The 18028-nt window shown below is 58.7% G+C and carries 16 protein-coding genes; 3 read left to right on the plus strand and 13 right to left on the minus strand.

The features are described 5' to 3' along the window. Positions 1–19 precede the first annotated feature (19 nt). From NA78x_RS06440 to NA78x_RS06495, 12 genes are all read right to left on the minus strand, one after another. A complete protein-coding gene (locus tag NA78x_RS06440; protein ID WP_425617608.1) occupies positions 20–568 on the minus strand; it encodes a hypothetical protein in 549 nt (182 codons plus the stop codon). Positions 569–577: 9 nt separating this feature from the next. Next, positions 578–1087, minus strand: coding sequence for a hypothetical protein (locus NA78x_RS06445; RefSeq protein ID WP_425617609.1), 510 nt, complete (start codon positions 1085–1087; stop codon positions 578–580). 12 nt (positions 1088–1099) lie between these two features. After that, a complete protein-coding gene (locus NA78x_RS06450; protein WP_425617610.1) occupies positions 1100–2818 on the minus strand; it encodes a type VI secretion protein IcmF/TssM N-terminal domain-containing protein in 1719 nt (572 codons plus the stop codon). A gap of 54 nt (positions 2819–2872) precedes the next feature. Continuing rightward, positions 2873–3526, minus strand: coding sequence for a DotU family type IV/VI secretion system protein (locus NA78x_RS06455; RefSeq protein WP_425617611.1), 654 nt, complete (start codon positions 3524–3526; stop codon positions 2873–2875). 89 nt (positions 3527–3615) lie between these two features. Beyond that, positions 3616–5085 carry a type VI secretion system baseplate subunit TssK gene (tssK, locus tag NA78x_RS06460; RefSeq protein WP_425617612.1) on the minus strand — a complete coding sequence of 490 codons (1470 nt, stop codon included), beginning with the start codon at positions 5083–5085 and terminating at the stop codon, positions 3616–3618. Between the two features lie 684 nt (positions 5086–5769). After that, a complete protein-coding gene (locus NA78x_RS06465) occupies positions 5770–6204 on the minus strand; it encodes a gamma-glutamylcyclotransferase family protein (RefSeq protein WP_425617613.1) in 435 nt (144 codons plus the stop codon). A 397-nt stretch (positions 6205–6601) separates the two neighbouring features. Then, positions 6602–8515 carry a sulfatase-like hydrolase/transferase gene (locus tag NA78x_RS06470; protein WP_425617614.1) on the minus strand — a complete coding sequence of 638 codons (1914 nt, stop codon included), beginning with the start codon at positions 8513–8515 and terminating at the stop codon, positions 6602–6604. Between the two features lie 42 nt (positions 8516–8557). Beyond that, a complete protein-coding gene (locus NA78x_RS06475) occupies positions 8558–10051 on the minus strand; it encodes a sulfatase family protein (RefSeq protein WP_425617615.1) in 1494 nt (497 codons plus the stop codon). Between the two features lie 30 nt (positions 10052–10081). Next, a complete protein-coding gene (locus tag NA78x_RS06480; protein WP_425617616.1) occupies positions 10082–10237 on the minus strand; it encodes a hypothetical protein in 156 nt (51 codons plus the stop codon). After that, positions 10234–11805 (minus strand): sodium-dependent transporter, encoded by a 1572-nt coding sequence (locus NA78x_RS06485; protein ID WP_425617617.1) that lies wholly within the window; start codon positions 11803–11805, stop codon positions 10234–10236. The genes NA78x_RS06480 and NA78x_RS06485 overlap by 4 nt, the downstream gene beginning before the upstream one ends. Before the next feature lie 57 nt (positions 11806–11862). Then, a complete protein-coding gene (locus NA78x_RS06490) occupies positions 11863–12396 on the minus strand; it encodes a type 1 glutamine amidotransferase domain-containing protein (RefSeq protein ID WP_425617618.1) in 534 nt (177 codons plus the stop codon). A 45-nt stretch (positions 12397–12441) separates the two neighbouring features. Continuing rightward, the gene (locus NA78x_RS06495; protein WP_425617619.1) at positions 12442–13320 is read right to left on the minus strand and encodes a hypothetical protein; all 879 of its coding nucleotides are present in this window, start codon (positions 13318–13320) and stop codon (positions 12442–12444) included. Between the two features lie 170 nt (positions 13321–13490). Between NA78x_RS06495 and NA78x_RS06500 the strand changes: the two genes are divergently transcribed. Further along, positions 13491–14570 carry a DSD1 family PLP-dependent enzyme gene (locus NA78x_RS06500; RefSeq protein WP_425617620.1) on the plus strand — a complete coding sequence of 360 codons (1080 nt, stop codon included), beginning with the start codon at positions 13491–13493 and terminating at the stop codon, positions 14568–14570. Between the two features lie 146 nt (positions 14571–14716). Here the strand turns inward: NA78x_RS06500 and NA78x_RS06505 are convergent, their stop codons facing one another. Continuing rightward, a complete protein-coding gene (locus NA78x_RS06505; RefSeq protein ID WP_425617621.1) occupies positions 14717–15472 on the minus strand; it encodes a PIG-L family deacetylase in 756 nt (251 codons plus the stop codon). A 481-nt stretch (positions 15473–15953) separates the two neighbouring features. On the opposite strand from NA78x_RS06505, the gene NA78x_RS06510 reads away from it, so the two are divergent. Beyond that, entirely contained in the window at positions 15954–17009 is a 1056-nt protein-coding gene (locus tag NA78x_RS06510; RefSeq protein ID WP_425617622.1) for a DUF1611 domain-containing protein, read from the plus strand. A gap of 139 nt (positions 17010–17148) precedes the next feature. Then, entirely contained in the window at positions 17149–17916 is a 768-nt protein-coding gene (locus tag NA78x_RS06515) for a hypothetical protein (RefSeq protein WP_425617623.1), read from the plus strand. Positions 17917–18028 lie beyond the last annotated feature (112 nt).

Raw genomic sequence — 18028 nt, forward strand, 5'->3', positions numbered from 1 at the left:
CCCGCTTTTTGCGTTTGTATCAGCGAGTGTACCAGTCATCAACCGATCCCATGTCCTTTCCGATCACCCACACTGGTCCGCTGCCAGGTAGTCGCTTTGACAAGCGATCACGTGCTGCGTTCGCCTCTTGCTCAGTGGAAAAACGAAGCTGAGGCTGCTTGTCATCCGACAGAATGGAAGCGCCTTCGTCAATCATTGCCTGGCGACACTCGTCAAGGGTAACAGGGTCACTCTCTCTTCTCGCCGTCATAATGAAGTATGGCAGCATCCCAGCAGCATGTGCTTCAGATACGGTTAGTCCGCTCGCGAGCACTAGTCCATCCTGACTCGCTGAGCCTTCCACTAACTCATATGCACGGCGAACAACTCGGGTCCGTTCTTCCAACGGCATTCGATCCCAAGCATCCCAGATAACAGTCACGCTCTTTTTGCCCGCAGGATAAATCCGCTCATCAATAATCGGCTGACCGTACTCACGCGCGCTACGCAGCTCTTGCGTTAGTCGTTCAACGATCTCGCCTTCTACGGCTGGTAGATGTTGATCGAGTGTTTGTGTTCGCCGAGGCATCTCTTCCTCCTACAGCTGGTGCGAGTTACCCAGTAACCATTCTACCGCTTCTTGCACTTGGTTGACTTCATAGACATAGGCAAGATTCTTGCGATAGCGGAGAATCTCCCTCCACAACGGCTCAATTCGTTGCCCACGCCTCTGCAACTCGATTGCAAAATTTGTGGAATACGCCCCTTGAGGTGCAACTGCACGCTCGGCGACGAGTAGTTCTGCCCAGGCACGAACATTGTGTCCGTCTCCCTGCGGAGGCCACGCGATATTAAAAGTTTGACGTCCTCGATCAATCGCATCTCGCAGATGCGGCCTCATGTGCAATGACTGGTTGGCAGGAAACTGTAGGAACGTGAAGTAGGCGGCCTTGAGCGTCATTTCCGCGACATATCCCCACAAGTAGATTGCCCCGGTTCGCTGGCCAGCAATCGCCAATGCCACCCCATCTTGGTATCGCTCTTGAGCTGCGTTGCGGAATTCAGCGATACTATCTGGCCCTATTCGATGAAGTAGTCGGCGAGGCACTCCTACACTCCTCTACTTATTCATCGTCGAATAGATCGCCACGCCAATCAGCACCAACACCAGGCAGCCGCTCACCAGCATGCCGAGACGAGCCCAGCCTTGATAAGTGGCGTCGTCGCGCAGGGCCGTTTCGGTCCATTGCAAGTTATCCTGCTCGATCAAATACAGCTTCTGCTCGAACAGGCTGCGGATGAAGCCGGTAGCCCCTTCTACTTCGCCCGTTGCGGCAAAGTAGCAGCCGCTGAAGAGCATCGGTCGCGAACCATCGGTCTCGCGAATGTCTTGCAAGGCAAAGGCATCGGTCAGGAAGTATTCGAGGCTTTGGATGAACTTGCCGCGGGTCTTGCAGATCAAGCTATAGAGCTTGTCGTTGCCGGCTTTGTTGTAGCCATCTTCTTCCTTGAACAGGCTGTAGATATTGTCTTCGAAAGTGCCGCACGACAGCGCGGCCATCGCTTGCAGCCGATCGATTGTGGCGGGGTTCCAGGTTTTGAAACTGCTGCCCAGACGTTGATCGCGGGCTCGTGTCGAACCAACGCGGCGAATCAGTTCCAAGAAGCCTCGTTCGTGTTCCATGCCGCCGATCAGCGAGACCACGGCACAGCGCAGGCGAGTTCCCTTTTGTACGATGCGCAGGTCTTCTCGCACCATCGCAGCCAACTGGCGACACTGCTCATCGCCGCGACGTAGCAGCTGAAACGGTGTCACCATCATCACGCCATTGAGCGGGCACAGGGGCTCGCGGCCAGCCGCAATGAGATGACACAGGTATTCGAGCCGAGCCCCTTGATAGGCGGCTTCTGCTTTGGGAAGAACAGCGACCGCCGAGTTGATGGCGCTTTCCATCGCATGACCACCACCGCCGCCGAACATCGTGCCCGAGCCAGCGCCGCCGGGCATCATGGTGCCGCTCATTGCCGCGCGCGAGAGCGGCGCTGCAGCCGGCTGATTGCCACCGCCGACGCTCGTGCCGCGCATTGCTTCGACCGACGTGCCGCTTCCCACGCTCGTGCCGCGCGAGACATCGCCTCCCGCTGCTCCACCCACCATCGTGCCCCGCATACTATCGGCGCGAACCGTGTCTTCGACATTCCCGCGCGAGCGAAGCGAATCGGAGAGCCCCATCAGGTGCAGCTTGCTCGAGCGACACGCATCAACGGCAAAGACATAGACGGCGTTCAAGCGTTCTTCGCTGCCCGCGATCTTCTCGTCGACGGCCGCGTAAAAGTGAATCGGCTTGTTTCCTTCCGGCACGCCTTGAATCGTGTACTTGATGCCAGTGGCGCGCATCAGGGCCCGCACGCTTCGTTCGTCGCGCAGGCCAAGGATCAAAAAAATCGGCGTCGTGGTGAGCGAGATGCCAGCCTTCTCCAACGCTTCGACGCCCTCTTTCCACGCGGCGTCGATATCGGGAAAACGCGAGACTTGTCCTTCGAGCCAAAAGCGCACGGCCAGGTAGACCACTGGCGGAGTGAGAAACGTCAGCACGAGCGGCGGAAAGAACGACTTGCGAGCCCAAGTGAGCAAATCCGGAGCTTCGTGACCTTGAAAACCGAGTAGGTAATAGGCAGCCGAGAAAGCAGTGAACAGCAGCATGAACACGAACACGACCAGCGCCACGCGCGTAGCGACGGACAGACTCTTGAGCCACCGAGGCGCACCAAGGATCGCCGCTGGCGCCAGAAACACCAGTTGAAACGGATAGCTGAGGATGTCGATCAACGCACGCATGTCAAACTCGTATTTCTTCAGTAGCTAGGGCGCGTCGGGCTACCTGAACCAATCTCACAACTTCAGCAGGATCCAAATCATGGGGAGGCAGATGGCGGCGACAATCGCCAGCAATACTGCGGTCCCCAACAACATCTGTTTGCCGTCGAGTGGCGGAGCCACATCGGCCGGACGACTGGCATCGCTAATGACCGGGCGCTCTTGTTGCAGGCGAATGGCCTGCGCCTGACGTCGGGTCCAGGCTTTCAAATCGGGAGGTAATTGCAGAGCATCGATGATTCGCATCTTGTCTTCAGTGTTCGCGTTTTCATAGAAGCCGCGAAAGCCCAGCACGACGCAGATGTAAAACACTTCGAGCGCGTCCTTGCTGGCGAGCATGCCAGCTTCGCGAGCGCGGGCGAAGAAGTCGACGTTGGCCAAGCCCTGGCCGTGGTAATCAATTTCGAGGGAGTTCGAGAGCCACCAATCGCGGCCATCCCATTCGCGAATTGTCGCCAACTCGGAATCAATCCAGGCGATGATGGCGTACTTGGCGAATCGCGACCACTCTTCTGCTTCGCTCAGGTGCGTCCCGGCCGTTTGCAGCAGGCTGTTGATGCGCACCTTCTCATCGAGGGGCACCACCTTCTGTCCACGATCGATCCGGTCCATCAAATCGAGGACGTAGGCGAAGACGGGGTCGACGGCTTTGGCGAAGCGAGGGCTCATAACGGAAATAAACCTAATGCAGAGTCGATATCGCCAAGTCTGGGTTGCAGCTACCGCTCACAAGTCGGGAATGGGTCTCGAAACGATGGTTATTTAAAGGGGGCGACCGCAAAAAGCGCAAATTGCAAAATAACGCTTTGTCCGCGCACCGTAACGACCAGGTCCCGCTTTCCCTGTAGCGAATCGAGATTGCGGATTAAATGGGTATTGAGGCGCATGGCCAGCGATTGCTCTTTGTGCACGTAAGGCCAAGCTTCGTTGTCTCGCTTGACGGCATAAAACAACCAGGGGCCTTTGTTCGGCAAAATGCGCGGCGTCTGGGTCACTTCTTCCAGCAGCACGCCGCGGTGAAAGTTGCGACGGTAGAAGTCGACCATCGTGGCACTGCCAAACTTCCAGTCGAGGTTCGCCGAGCCCGGCTTGAGCAGTTCGCGGCACTCGGTTTCGGTCAGCGAACCACGATTCACGCCGATGTACCAGTTCCAACCTTCGGCCAGCCATTGCGGCTCCAGGCTGACTTGCAAACCTTGCCCGGCACCAATGAAGTACCGCTGCACAAAGCCCGCCTTGGGAATCGCTTCCAGCAGCGCTTCGATCTGATCCTTCAGCCACTTGAAAACGTAGTACAGGTTGTCGTGATCGTAGCGCGGGAACTCCGGCGGCTTGCGAGTCGGTCCGAAGGTCGAAAGTTGCCCCACCGCGCGGCAGAGTTCGACGTAGGCCGCGTACGGATGCACGCCCGAGGCAAACGTCTGGCTGCCGATGACGGAATAGATCTCGTTCAAGCGCGAGAGTATCAGCACCCGCTTGATATCGAGCGGATCGGAAGATGCCAGGGCGACATCCAAATCCGAAAGTTGCTCCGCGAGCACGTTGATGCTCTCGCCGATGCGGTCGTAGACCGTCCGAATGATGTCGCGGCTCAGCGGCGGCCACGATTCAATGGCAATCAGCGGTGGAATGTACTCGGCATCGAGCTCGGGCGCCGAAGCTTGCCCACCCGCGCGCTTCACCTGGCCAATCGGCAGCACTTCGTAACCGGTCAGGTTCTGTGTCGAGAGCATCAGGCGAATGTTGAGCCCGCGAAACTCCACTTCCTGATCGTTGCCACCTTCGTTCTCGTCCTGAATGCTCTTCAGGTCGATGGCGTAGCGAGCATCGGCCGATTCCTTGGTCCCGGCATTCTTCCGGCCCAGCATCAACCGTGGCACGGCGAGAAACACCCGCACCTTGGCTTCTTTTTCGAAGGCTTCGGCCAGGTTCACGCTGTCGATCGTCTTGCCGCTGAGCGATTCCTTTAGGTCGAGCCGATCGGGATCTTGCCCCGCTTCGAGATTGACGATCGTGCCGTCTTTGAGACGAGCCTGCAGCAGCGTGACCTGAAACTGGTTGTTGGCGATGGCCGGCCGACTGAGCGAAATCGAACGCAGCCCGTAGTAATACGGATGGTCGATCTGCTCCGAGACATCAATCAACTCGTTCCAATACCGCTCGGCGGCTTGGAAATGCTGGGGGCGAAGGAACATCCCTTCGTACCAGTAGACGGGTTGATTGCGCATGATGTCAGTTCCTTCCGCCGTTACCTATTCACGCCCCCGCTAAGGGGCCGCGACCTTCCGCTATCGGCGCACGGTATCTCTACACTGCTTCTCTTACAGTGCGCTGTTGGCAATTTCGGCATCGTAGGGCGAAAACATCCAGACTCCCTCAGCGCCGCCGGACAACCCGTTAGCACCGACGGTTTCTAGATTTCTCTCCCTACAATGCACCACCCAATTGGCTGATAGCGGTTTCTGCCGGGCAGGTCAGGTGCGGCAGCTATCATTCGTTCGCATCACTATTCGCGCGTTGGAGTTACGATAACGATTTGCCGCGCGAATGCAATCCGGTCGATAACTTCGCCCGAGCACTCAAGACGAGTCTGCACTCCACGCTTGGCACCAGGACTGGGGAAAAGGTTCAACGCAGGAGTAGGCGTAAGCTCACCCGATTTGTGACAGTTGCAAGCCAGCAAACGCCTGCTGATTCCTCCCGTCCGGTCTCATTCGTTCCGCACTGGTCTGGTGTTTTGATAACCGATTTTGATAACCTTTTTGCTCGTTTTTTCAATTCTCGAGGCCATTCCTAAACGCTTATCGCATCAAGACTTGAGCTTCATGGTTCTCGGTTATGGCCCCACTTCTTGATAACCGTTTGATAACCAAATTGTCCCCCCTGAACAGCCCCCCGTATCGCCGTCCGATCTACTTGTCGTTACCTCGTTCGGCCAGGTACTTGATCCAATCACCGCCACGAATCAACCGCTGATAAGGATGCCGAAGTCGGTTGAATTCATAAGCAAAGCAATCCCATCGCTGACCTGCAGTTTGCGAATAGGCGACGGTGGCCGTCCGACTGAACAGGGACGAGCCAGGATCGCCCGAGTCGCCTTCAATGGCATCCAACCGCCGCAACGTCTTCTCATCCACCTCGTACACCTCGCCGAAGACGGCCGTCCCGTTCTCGTCCAGCAACAGGCCCGGGTAGTGATCGCCGGCGGCTTGCAGATCGAACAGGTGCCCCGTCACCCGCGCCTTCCCCAGGAACTTGGCAGCCGGAAACCGATCGGGAATCGCCCGCGAGCCCCCGCGCCGCAGCGTGCCGTAGACAAACACGAGCGTCGACTTTTTGGTTGTCATCGACGATCCTCCGCCCCGCGGTTTCGTCATCCCACTTGCCGTAACTTTCGCTGCCGCGACCTCCCTTTTCAACCTAAACGTCCAACAATGGCCGGCCTTTGCCCCAGGCGATCTTCACCATTCCCGGCAAAGACTGCATTCTTACTCCTCGCCAGCCTCGAATTGTTGGACGCCCCCCTTTTGCGGTTCCCGATGACTTGCGCCGCAGAGGCGGAATTTGCCCAACAGAGAATGCCGCCCCGGGGTGCCATTTGACACCACTTGGTCGCAATAAACCCAGCACTAACTTGCCATAAGATTTATATCTATTCAATAGATACTTGGCAAATATTTTTGATTTTTCGCGAAGAGTCTGGGGTTAGATTCGGACCTCTAGCCGATTCTCAATCACTCGCGGTCACTTGGCCTTCGCTTTGGTCTTAGTCTTGTTCTTCGGCGGACTGTCCACCGGTTTGGCATCGGGAGTGATGTTCTGAATCAGGCGCGGCACGTAGTTGCTGTAGCGTGCATCTTGTCCTGGGACGACAGGATCCAGTTCGCGCACGAGCGGGTGCAACGACGACGCTTTGTCACCGAGCGCCTCGATGGCGGCCAGAGCAGAAATCGAGACGAACAGGCCATTCTCTTTCGGCGGAGCAGCTTCACTCAGAACTTTGAGCGCCGCTGCACGAGCATCGTCCGCTCCGTACTCCCCCAGTGCTTGGGCGGCGACAATGCGGACGTAGGGAGAATCGTCACGCAGTGCCTGGCGAATCGCGAGTTCGTTCCCGGCCACGGCAGCTTGGCCGCGCATCAGATGGCCGAGCACCGCCCACCAGCGCACGGCGCTGTCGGTGTCTTTCAACAGCTTGTTCAACTCCGGCAGCGCGGCGGGTGAAAGATTGGAAGCGAGTTCCGCGGCGGCGACGATGCGCGCCTGCGGATACTTGTCGTCGTTGCGGGCCAACTGATAGGGCGAGCTCCGCTCCGAGCGCGAATGCAGTTCCCCTTCCGGCAGAAAGCAAACATCGCGAATCGCGACCAGGTGCTCGCGTTGGGCCTTCCGCAATTTCTCCAAAACAGCGCGGTGCTCGGCGGAACCGGCCAGATTGCGAACCTCATCGGGATCGCTCTGCAGATCGTACAGCTCTTCCGGCGCCTTCGGTTCGCGCCAGAAGATAGCCTGTGCCTCGGTGGCTTTCCCTTCGTCGAACAGCTTACGCCAGACACGCGTGGTGGGCGTGGCAAATTGATAGTCCACATGCTGGGCCTGCGAAACATGCGGGAAGTAGTTGCGCAGATAAACGTATCGCCCGTCAGTTACGCTGCGGACGAGATCCATCCGCTCGTCCATGCGCCCCCGCTCTCCAAACAAGTAAGGCTGCGGCTCGGCCTGATACTTACCGGCAAAGGCGTGACCTTGCATGGAGGACGGCGGCTCGACACCCACGATGCTCAGCAGCGTCGGCGCGAGATCGACAAAGCTGACCAGGCGGTCGCTCTTGCCGCCGGTCTGATATTCTTTCGGGGCGAGGTGCTGCCATTTCTCGGGAAAGTAGACGACTAGCGGCACATGCAGGCCGGAGTTGCAGGGCCAGCGTTTGCTGCGCGGCATGCCGCTGCCGTGGTCGCCGTAATAGAAGACGATCGTGTCCGCGGCCAGGCCAGCCTCTTCCAGTTCCTGCAAGCGTTTGCCGGCGTCGGCATCGGCTTCGCTCACCTTGTCGTAATACTGGGCCCAGTCCTGACGCACTTCCGGTGTATCGGGATGATAGGCCGGCACGCGTACCTCCGCCGGATCGGTGATTTGCTGGTGCGGACGAGTGCGCAGCTGGCTTTCGTGACTCTTGGTCGAATTGAAAACCGCAAAGAACGGCTGCCCTGCGGCCCGCTTAGTCCAGTGAGCATTGGCGGATGACTCATTCCACAAATCGCGCTGCTTGCGGACGTTGTAATCCTCCTTGCTATTGTTCGTGCAGTAGTAGCCGGCCGCGCGCAGATAATGCGGATAGAGTTTTATCTCGTCCGGCAGCGAAACCATCGAGCGCATGTGCTGACCGCCGCTGCTCGAGGTGTACAAGCCGGTGATGATCGCCGTCCGAGCCGGAGCGCAGACCGGCGCGACCGACCACGCGCGGTTAAAGACCATCCCCTTCGCTGCCAGTGCATCGACGTTAGGCGTGCGCGCGAGCTTGTCACCATAACAGCCCATCTGCGGGCCATGATCCTCGCTCGTCAGCCAAAGGATATTGGGCTTCTCCGCTGCCACGCCGAGCGAGCAGAGGAGCAGGGCGAGAAAGATACCGAGGAGAGCTTGCGGGAGAGATTTCATAGTGGCTCACCGAAGAGGCGCGAGTGCATTGGATGATGTGGTCTACTTTTTCGACTTCGTTTTTTCAGGTGCGTTTTTGAGGATCCTCACCGGAACGTCGTTCGCTTGTTTTGCCCCGGGTGTGCTGCGGCCATCCTGCACCGATTGCTCGAGGAGTTTCGTAAGTTTGCTGACGACTTCGGGATACTGCGTCGCCAGGTTCTTCGTTTCGCCGGGGTCGGTGTGCATGTCGTACAGCTGCGGCGAGTCCGGGCCGCCCCCTTTGCTCCAGCCACCGCTGCCGGCGCACAGGCAGAGCTTCCACTGCTGCTGACGGATGGCGAATTTGCCTTCGATACTGTGATGTACGACGGCCTCACGCGGCACGGTGTCTTGGCCCAACAGCAACGGCAGCACACTCTGGCTGTCTTCGGCGGAATCAGCAGGGAGTTTGGCAGCGACAACTTCAGCGCAGGTTGCCATCAGGTCTGTTAGACAGATGAGTTGATTGCTGCGATTATTGGCTCGTACCTTACCCGGCCAGCGAACCACAAAAGGAACGCGATGGCCGCCATCCCAAATGTCAGCCTTGTAACCGCGAGAGCGTTCGCTGGCAAAGTGCCCCTGCTGCTCCAACTTGCCGGTTCCGGCAGCGGGCGAGCAACCATTGTCGGCAGTGAAGATCACTAGCGTATTGTCGGCGAGTCCGTGCTTGTCGAGTGCCGCGAGCAGTTCACCGACCACCGCGTCGGTTTGCATCACAAAGTCGCCGTAGCTGCCGAGGCCGCTTTTTCCCTGCCACTGCGGTGACGGCACAATCGGCGTGTGAGGCGAGGTCAGCGGAAAGTACAGAAAGAATGGCTGGCCAGACTTCTCCTGCGCGGCCCGTTCGCCGACGTATTCCACCGCGCGCTGGCTGAGCCGCGGCAGCATCGCGACCGGCTCGATCCGCTCAATGACTTTGTCATTTTCGATGAGGCTCGACATCGTCCGCGCGTTCGAGCAGCCTAAGTAATAGTCGAAGCCGCGCGACACCGGCCCGCCTTTGATCGCCGACCCCACGGGCGCACCACCACTCCCCAGCTTCTTTTTGCCACCCGCCGTAGCCCCATCCGCCGGTGCCTGGGCTACAAATCCTAAGTGCCATTTGCCAATGCAAGCGGTGTGATAGCCATGCTGCTTCAACAAGCCCGGCAAGGTGAGTCGCCCGGCGGCAATCAAAGGCTCATCGTTGCCACCATCGAGTACGCCTTGTTGCAAACGAGTACGCCAGGCGTAGCGTCCCGTGAGCAAGCCATACCGCGTGGGAGTGCAGACCGAGGAGCCGCTGTGGGCGTCCGTAAAGCTAAGCCCTTCTTTCACCAGCCGATCCAAGTTCGGCGTCGCGATCTTGCCACGTTCCGGATTGAGCGCTTGCACGTCCCCATAACCCAGATCGTCCGCCAGAATGACGACGATGTTGGGCGCTTCGAACGCAGATGAATCGCGCGCCAAGCATGATGCGCAGGCGATCGATAGCAAGCCAAGGTGCAGTACTAATGTGTGCGACGACTTCATCACAAGTAGCTCGATTCGAAGTGGAAACCCCTACTTTTCGATATCGGTGGGCTCAATCGTCAGTTTCGACGCCAGGTCTTCAACCTCGGCCGGCGGCAATGTCAGCACCCGGTACAAGCAGTAAGTGGTGAGCGTCAAAACGGACCCCACCGACATGATCATCATGACCCAGCCTTGTGCATTCATGATTCAATTCCTTCTTCCGCGGGCAAGCGATCAAATCGCCCTTCGGCCTGCCAACGCCGACCGGCGATAAAGATGGCGAAGATCAACCCGGTCAGGATGAGCATGATCAACAAGAACGAGAGACCAGCGACGCGATTCGTCGTCAGCGTTTCGAAGTACGTCGGACCCTGCGTTGCCAGGCTGCCGATGAAGACGGCCAGCAAATAGACGGGCGTGACATACTTCAGCAGGAACTGCACAAAGCGAGGAATTCGCATGTGAGCCCCCTGATGTGCTTCGTGTTCCCCGCGCTCGATGCCCAGCACCCAGCCATAGAGAAATGCCTGGATCATGGCGAGCACAAAGATGAACATCGTGCCCACCCAAAAATCGAGCGTATCGAGCGCCAGCATTCCCTTCGAGTAATAGACGACGAACCCGCTGCCCAGCAAGGTGATGCCACCGAGCAGGCTCACCGATGCTTTCCGCTGCAGACCGAGCCCTTCTTCCAAGAAGGCGATGACCGGCTGCAGCATCGACAGGCTGCTGGTAATCGCCGCCAAGAAGAGCATGAAGAACCAGAGAAAGCCGAACAATCGCCCCGCAGGCATTTGAGCAAAGACGTTCGGCAGCACGCGAAAGCCCAGGTCGAACGTGCCGCCGCTTGTGAAGGCTCCCAGGAACATGAACGCCGCTGGAATGGTGATCATGCCGCCCAGGCAGACTTCAAAAAACTCGTTCACCGAGCTGGAGGTCAAACTGCCGAGAACGACATCGTCCTTCTTCTTTAAGTAGCTGGAATAGTTGATCACAATTCCGAAGCCCACACTCAGACTGAAGAAAATCTGTGACGCAGCGGCCAACCAGGTCTGCGGCTTCGATAGCGCGGCAAAATTTGGGTTCCACATGAAGCCGAGGCCGTTGAGCAGATTCTGCTCCGGCCTGTCTGGATTCGGCGGCGGCAACGTGAGCACGCGGACGAGGACGCATAGGGCGCAGATGGCCATGATCGGCATCGCCCATTTGCAGAAGTCTTCGATGCCTTTCGAGATCCCCCGGTAGATCAGCACAAAGTTCGTGACGAACGTGATCGCGATAAAGACGAGCAGATTGGAATGGCCTGCGCTTAGTAATGAGCCATCTTGATTGGCACCGATGAAGTTGTTGAAGTGATCGGTGTATTTTTGCGGTTCGCTGCCGAGCATCAGTTCGCCCGTGAGGTATTGCCAGGCATAGGCGAGGCACCACGCTTCGATCACGACGTAGTACATGTAGATCACAAGGGGAATCAGCAGCGCGACTCCGCCGAGATACTTCGCCAGCGGGTTTCGCCAGATGACGCTGAAAATGCCGGGCGCGGAATTGAAACCTCGCAAGCCGCCGTAACGCCCCATCGTCCACTCGGCCCAGCCCAAGGGAATGCCCAGTAGCAGCAGCGCCACGAAGTACGGGATCATGAACGCGCCGCCCCCATGCTGCGCGGCTTGACCGGGAAATCGCAGGAAGTTTCCGAGACCCACCGCCGAGCCGGCGACGGCCAGGATTACTCCCAGTCGCGAACCCCACTGCTCCATCTTTTTCTCAGCCACAAGGGACTCCGTCGTAGGTCGGGTCAAGCGGTACTCCGCGATGTTCCGGCCCAGATGTTACTTCGTTAACACCTGCAAACATCCGCGGCAAAAATCGGGCAGGTCATCGGGCTTGCGACTGCTGACGAAATGGCGATCGACAACGACGGCTGCATCTTCCCAGATCGCTCCGGCGTTGGTCAGATCGTCCTTGATGCCCGGCGAGCCTGTCACGCGCACGCCTTTATACACGCCGGCCGAAATCGGAATCCAGCCACCGTGACAAATGGCTGCAATCAGCTTTTGTTGCTTGTCGAAGTCGCGGACGATGTTGAGCAGCACCGGATCTCGCCGCAGCTTGTCGGGCATGAAGCCACCGGGCACCACGAGGCCCGCGAAGTCAGCCGCGCGTAGATCGGCATAAGCCGCGTCCGACTTGCACGGATAACTATGTTTGCCCGCATAGGTCACGCCCGCTTTTTCGCCGGCCACAACCACTTCGGCCCCCGCTTCGATCAATCGCAGCTTGGGATACCAAAGTTCGAGGTCTTCGTAGATGTCGCCGACGAAGGTAAGAATCCGTTTGCCCTGGAGAGGTTGGTCATTGGCCATGAGGAAAGTTCTCTTGGTTGTTCGTTGTGAAAGCGGAAGATTGACCTAACCCAGCATTTGATCCAGCGCCGCCTGGGCGGTGGGCCAGGCTGGTTTGTCGGTGCGATAGACTTGCCACCAGTCGTGGACGATTTGAGCCGCATCGAGATCGGCCAATCTGGGCAACGACCAGGCTGTGATGGCACGTTGGATTTGCTCGGGCGAGAACTCGCCAAGTTCCACTTCGGCGGCTGCTTCGAGCGCGGCAGGCAGCAGGGCAAACGCAGCGACGTGCGGCAACCGCTGGGCATGGATGTGATCGGCAAAGGCTGGCAAGTCGCAATTCAACTGCGAGAGGAGCCAGGCCAGACGAACGATCTCCGGCAAGCGAGGTTCGCTGTTCGTTAGGACCGCTTCGATGGTCACCGCATTCTGCTGCAGGTGGGCTTCGCCGCCGCCGCCCAAGGCAGGATGCACCAGCAGAATGGTTGCCTCCGGTACCAGCAGCCGTTCGTCGGTAAGCAGACTGATTTGCCGCAGCATGCCGGCACCGCGCGATTCCCATTGCTCGCGGAGCGGACGTTCTCGCAGCCGAAGCGTTTCCGCCGGATTGGGGCACGCCTTCTGAAATGCTTGCACCACTGCCGTGAGCACGGCGGTTAACTTCGCGATCGTCAGATCGCCGCGTGCAGTATTGCCTTGCACCTTCACTACCGCGCGTTCGACGATCTGCCGCGGCGAGTCAAACTGTGTGGCAAAACCTGCCAGTGCTCGGCGAAAGGCTTTCTCCGGCATCCCCGTAACCAGGATCTCCTGCTTCAGCGACTCTGCTGGTTCCGCGATCGCTTGCTGCAACTGCGCATCGACCAGTGTCTTGCCGCTCGCAATGGCCGCGGCGGCATGCAACGCACTATTGAGCGGTCCAGGTTTCCAGGTGAGTTGCATGGGGTAGGGAGTTGGGGGCTAGGAACTGGGATCTGGGGAGAAAGATGAGCGACGTGTAGCGGACCAGATTCGATGACCGGTATCGTGTCGGACTGAGCCGGATATCGTAGCATGAGATTCCGTGCCGTCATTACTAGTCCCTAGCCCCCAGTTCCTAGCCCCTTCCCGCCATGACTCGCGACGATCTCGATACTCCCGCCTTGTGCCTCGATCTGGATGCGTTCGACGAGAACGTCCGCGATGTCGTGACGATGTGCGCGCTGCAGAATATCGATTGGCGGCCGCATGCCAAGTGTCACAAGTCGCCCGTAATCGGCCAGCGACTGGTCGAGGCCGGCGCGATCGGCCTGACCTGTGCCAAGCTGGGTGAAGCGGAAATCTTTGGGGCAGCGGGCATTCACGATCTGCTGATTGCCAACATGCTCGTTGGGCCGAAGAAGGTTGCGCGGCTGGTGGAACTTCGCAAGATCGCGGATCCCATTGTTGCCGTCGATCACCTCGACCAGGCACAACCGCTGAGCGACGCGCTGCATCGCGCGGGCTTGCGAGCTCGCTGCATCTTGGAAGTCGATATCGGCTTGCAGCGTGTGGGAGTGCAACCGGGCGAACCAACACTGGCGCTCGCGCAGGCCGTCGATCAACTGCCGGGACTCGAACTGGTCGGCATCATGGGCTACGAAGGGCACTTGATGGCCGTCGCCGATCAAGACGAAAAAGCTCGCTCGGTGCAAGAGTCGCTGGAACTGCTCGTCGCCCAGCAACAGCTCATTGGCAGTCACGGACTGAACTGCGACCTCGTCAGTTGTGGTGGCACGGGCACGATTCATCTGTGCTCGATGCAGCCCGGTATCACCGAGATTCAAGCGGGCGGTGCCATCTTCATGGACGCCTTTTATCGGCAACTGTGCCAGGTTCCCGGCTTTCGCTTTGCCTTGAGCGTGATCGCCACGGTGGTCAGTCGACCGACGCCAGACCGGGCGATCATCGACGCGGGACGCAAGGCGCTCAACATGGAGATTGCTCTGCCGTTCGTTAAAGATCGCCCCGACCTGAAAGTGACTCGCCTCTCGGCCGAACACGGACAGTTACTCGTCGAAGGCCCGCCGGAATCACTGAAAATCGGCGATCGCCTGGAGATCATTCCCGGCTACGCCGACTTGACCATCATGCTGCACGAACAGTTTCACGCCTTTCGCGGCGACCAGTTCGTCGAGACGATTCCCGTCGTGGCCCGCGGCAAGTTGCAATGATTCCGGACCCTGCCGGAGAAATTGTGTTCACATCCCTGCCGGGTTTGTGAACACCAACGCGCGCCGCACCCGAGAGATACTGCAGGTGCTGTTCACAAACCACCCCCAGTTTGTGAGCGCCCCTCGGCAGGGTGGTGGCAATCGGCTCACACCTGACCGAGCGCGGTCTTCACCAGGTCGATGGCTCCCAGCGGTCGCACACTCACGAAGGTTTCGCCCGCGTGAAAGCCGCTCGCGGCACCGGCGATGAGCGCGGCCCCTTTGACGCGGTCGAAGACATACGCCTTCTCTTTCGGAAACTGCGTCTCATAGCAGGCCACCGAAGCCAACTTGTCTTCCAGCGTTTCGCTGATGTCGACCGTAAAGTGGCTGGGAAAGCCCTGCAGGTTGGCCGGCTCGAAAGCGAGTCGAAAATAGAGTTGCGAAGCGATGACATGCACCGGCAAGCCTTCGAAGTGGTGATCCCATTTCGTCAGTCGCGCGTAGAAGATCGCGGCGTCGGTGATCTGCATCGCTTGCCAATGATCGGGCGAAGCCAGCGGCGTCTTATCGCCAAAACCAATGACCACGCGCGGCCGATACTTGCGAAACTCCTTGGCCAGGGCCACGCGCGCTTCGAAGCTGTCGAACAGCCGGCGATTGGGCAGGTCGAGCGTCACGCGCACCTGCACGCCGAGCGTCTCTGCCGCGCGGCGAGCTTCGGCCAGGCGCACTTCCGGTCCAGGCGAACGGGGCGTCGGTTCACCGTCGGTCAGATCGATGATGCCGACGCGGTAACCTTGCTTCACCAGCTTAGCGAGCGTGCCGCCACAGGCAATTTCGACATCGTCGGGATGGGCTCCGACAGCGATCACGTCGAGTTCGGGCCAGCGGTTCAGTTCGGTGCTTAACTCGGGATTCATGGCAGTATTTTCGTTGGCAAGCGTTACAGACGGATCTCCCTTGGAAGTATATCGACTGTGGACCTAGCGCGGGTGGTTCGGCCCATTGAGCACAGTTCGCACAATCGGAACCGCCGTGGCAAGATTTTCCGCGAACGGGACCTTTTCACTTCAGGTTTGCTTTGACGCCTGCCCCGGCGCGCGTACAGTTGAACGTACGCAGTTCGCACCCGCTGCTGCGTCGAAACACAGGCTTTCTCACTCCCGTGTTGGGCGGGCTTCATCAGGATCGATGGACCCGCCCTTTTTGCTGCGCTGGCGAAGCACTCCCCAGGGATTGCTTGCCGCCCCGCGTATCTTGGCGCCTGCCAAGGAGCAAGCTCTCGCTCCTTGCAGTACAATCCGCTGAAAGTTTTTCAGCGGACGCGCGTTCCTACGGAACACATCCTCGAGAACCACGTAGCCGCGAGTTTTCCCCATCGACTCCACCGGTCAGAAACCCATGACGTCTCGCCAAATCGTCTGCCTTACAGAAGGTCACTCGGAACCTCACGCCGGCAAAACCGCCGCCAACGTGATTCGCTATCGCCGCGAAGAAGTCGTCGCGATGCTCGATAGCACGCAGGTCGGCAAGAATTCGCGCGAGCTGCTGGCCGTTACTACCGGCGAGCCCGTGCCGGTGATTGCCAATCTCGATGAAGCACCGACCGCCAATACTCTGTTGCTCGGTATCGCTCCGCCCGGAGGCAAAATTCCGCAATCGTGGCGGAAAATCATCCTGCAGGCCATCAACCGGAAGATGGATGTGGTCTCCGGTCTGCACGATTTTTTGAACAACGACCCCGAGTTCAAGCAGGCTGCGGATAAAGCGGGTGTGAAGCTCGTCGATGTTCGCTCGAACAGCGAGAAGACGATTGCTCGCCGCAAAGGCCTACGACCCGATTGCCTGCGATTGCACACCGTCGGTCACGATTGCAGCATCGGCAAGATGGTCGTCAGCGTGGAAGTGACCAATGGACTGAAGAAGAAGGGCTGGGACGCCAAGTTCATCGCTACCGGACAAACCGGCATCATGATCGAAGGAGACGGCCTGCCCGTCGATTGCATCGTGGCCGACTTCGTGGCTGGTGCAGCCGAAAAGATGATTCTCGAAAACCAGCATCACCAGATTGTCGTGGTCGAAGGCCAGGGCAGCCTCGTTCATCCTTCGTACTCGGGCGTCACACTGAGCTTGCTGCACGGCTGTGCTCCGCAAGCGTTAATCTTGTGTTATGAGATTGGCCGCGACACGGTGACTGGCGTGGAAAGCGTGCCGATACCACCACTTGCGGAAATTAAAAAGATGTTCGAGCTGATGGCGAATATCCATCAGAGCTGCCAGGTGATCGGCATTGCGATCAACAGTCGCCGAGTCGACGCCGCCGCAGCAGCCGCCGAACGAGCTCGCGTCAAGGCCGAGTTCGGTCTGCCCGCTTGCGACGTGCTGCGAGACGGCCCGGACGAACTGGTCGACGCGGTCATTGCCTTTCATGCGACGAGTGGCTGGCAGAGTCCGTAGGTGAAATGCAGAAGTGAGAAGTCAGAATGCAGAATGAAAGACAAAGTCATGAAAGACAAAGTCGGACCATGCATCCTGAACTCTTCATTTTGCATTCTTCGTTTTGCATTCTGCATTCCCGTGGCCCCGAGAACTTCGTATGCCGGTTGTAAAAAACATCTTGCCTCCCACCTGGGACGTTCCCGCCGGTATCCGCGAGCGGCTGGGCGATAAAGTCGGCCGGCAACGCGCGATGCTGACCGACGGGCAGTTGCTGCTCGTGCTGCACAAGCCGCCCAAAGCCAACGAGAACGAGCGGCAAGGTCGCTTCTTCTGGCGCAAGGCCGATGGCAGTTGGCTGTCGAGCGATCTTGGGCCTGGTTCGGGGGCACTTGCGAAGCACCTGGGCGAGTTCAGCGATCTCGTCGAAAAATTCGACCGCCTGGAAGACAACGCGACCACGGTCGACGAGATGTTTCGCATCATTGAAGGGATGGGCCCGCTCCATCGCACGACGCGTAACTTGCACGCCGCCCTGCAAGAGGCCCGCTCGCAGATTTCCAGCGACCGCGACCTGATCAACTTCCGTGACCGCGCTTACGAAATTGAACGAGCAGCCGAGTTGTTGCTGGGCGAAGTGCAGACAGCCCTCGATTTTGCCCTGGCCAAGAAGACCGAAGAGCAAACGGCCGCTTCGCATCAAATGGCCCTCGCCTCGCACCGCCTCAACCTGCTCGCGGCGTTCTTCTTTCCCATCGTCACGCTCTGCTCGATCTTCGGCGTCTCGCTCAACCACGGCATCGAAAACATCATTCCCGCCCCCTGGGCTTTTGTCGGCGTGATTCTGCTCGGCTTCTTCCTGGGCATTGTCCTGTGCAGCATCCTCGCCACAGCCATGCGACCTCGCCGCGTCGATAAACGCCGCTGATTTTTTGCACCTGACTTTTCGCCGCTGATTTTTTTGCTGCCCGGCGGCGCTTGCAATTCGCCGCGAAAGCGGTCCCAATAGTGGTGAGGTTACTTCTCTTCTCGTCTGCGGA

Origin of the sequence: Anatilimnocola aquadivae, from assembly GCF_049819085.1 — a bacterium.
In the GTDB taxonomy this organism is placed as follows: Bacteria; Planctomycetota; Planctomycetia; order Pirellulales; family Pirellulaceae; genus Anatilimnocola.

Excerpts from the sequence above, each read along its gene's own strand:
- NA78x_RS06440 (WP_425617608.1), bottom strand. The coding sequence starts at position 568 with ATGCCTCGGCGAACACAAACACTCGATCAACATCTACCAGCCGTAGAA.
- NA78x_RS06450 (WP_425617610.1), bottom strand. The coding sequence starts at position 2,818 with ATGCGTGCGTTGATCGACATCCTCAGCTATCCGTTTCAACTGGTGTTT.
- NA78x_RS06455 (WP_425617611.1), bottom strand. The coding sequence starts at position 3,526 with ATGAGCCCTCGCTTCGCCAAAGCCGTCGACCCCGTCTTCGCCTACGTC.
- tssK (WP_425617612.1), bottom strand. The coding sequence starts at position 5,085 with ATGCGCAATCAACCCGTCTACTGGTACGAAGGGATGTTCCTTCGCCCC.
- NA78x_RS06465 (WP_425617613.1), bottom strand. The coding sequence starts at position 6,204 with ATGACAACCAAAAAGTCGACGCTCGTGTTTGTCTACGGCACGCTGCGG.
- NA78x_RS06470 (WP_425617614.1), bottom strand. The coding sequence starts at position 8,515 with ATGAAATCTCTCCCGCAAGCTCTCCTCGGTATCTTTCTCGCCCTGCTC.
- NA78x_RS06475 (WP_425617615.1), bottom strand. The coding sequence starts at position 10,051 with ATGAAGTCGTCGCACACATTAGTACTGCACCTTGGCTTGCTATCGATC.
- NA78x_RS06480 (WP_425617616.1), bottom strand. The coding sequence starts at position 10,237 with ATGAATGCACAAGGCTGGGTCATGATGATCATGTCGGTGGGGTCCGTT.
- NA78x_RS06490 (WP_425617618.1), bottom strand. The coding sequence starts at position 12,396 with ATGGCCAATGACCAACCTCTCCAGGGCAAACGGATTCTTACCTTCGTC.
- NA78x_RS06495 (WP_425617619.1), bottom strand. The coding sequence starts at position 13,320 with ATGCAACTCACCTGGAAACCTGGACCGCTCAATAGTGCGTTGCATGCC.
- NA78x_RS06500 (WP_425617620.1), top strand. The coding sequence starts at position 13,491 with ATGACTCGCGACGATCTCGATACTCCCGCCTTGTGCCTCGATCTGGAT.
- NA78x_RS06505 (WP_425617621.1), bottom strand. The coding sequence starts at position 15,472 with ATGAATCCCGAGTTAAGCACCGAACTGAACCGCTGGCCCGAACTCGAC.
- NA78x_RS06510 (WP_425617622.1), top strand. The coding sequence starts at position 15,954 with ATGACGTCTCGCCAAATCGTCTGCCTTACAGAAGGTCACTCGGAACCT.
- NA78x_RS06515 (WP_425617623.1), top strand. The coding sequence starts at position 17,149 with ATGCCGGTTGTAAAAAACATCTTGCCTCCCACCTGGGACGTTCCCGCC.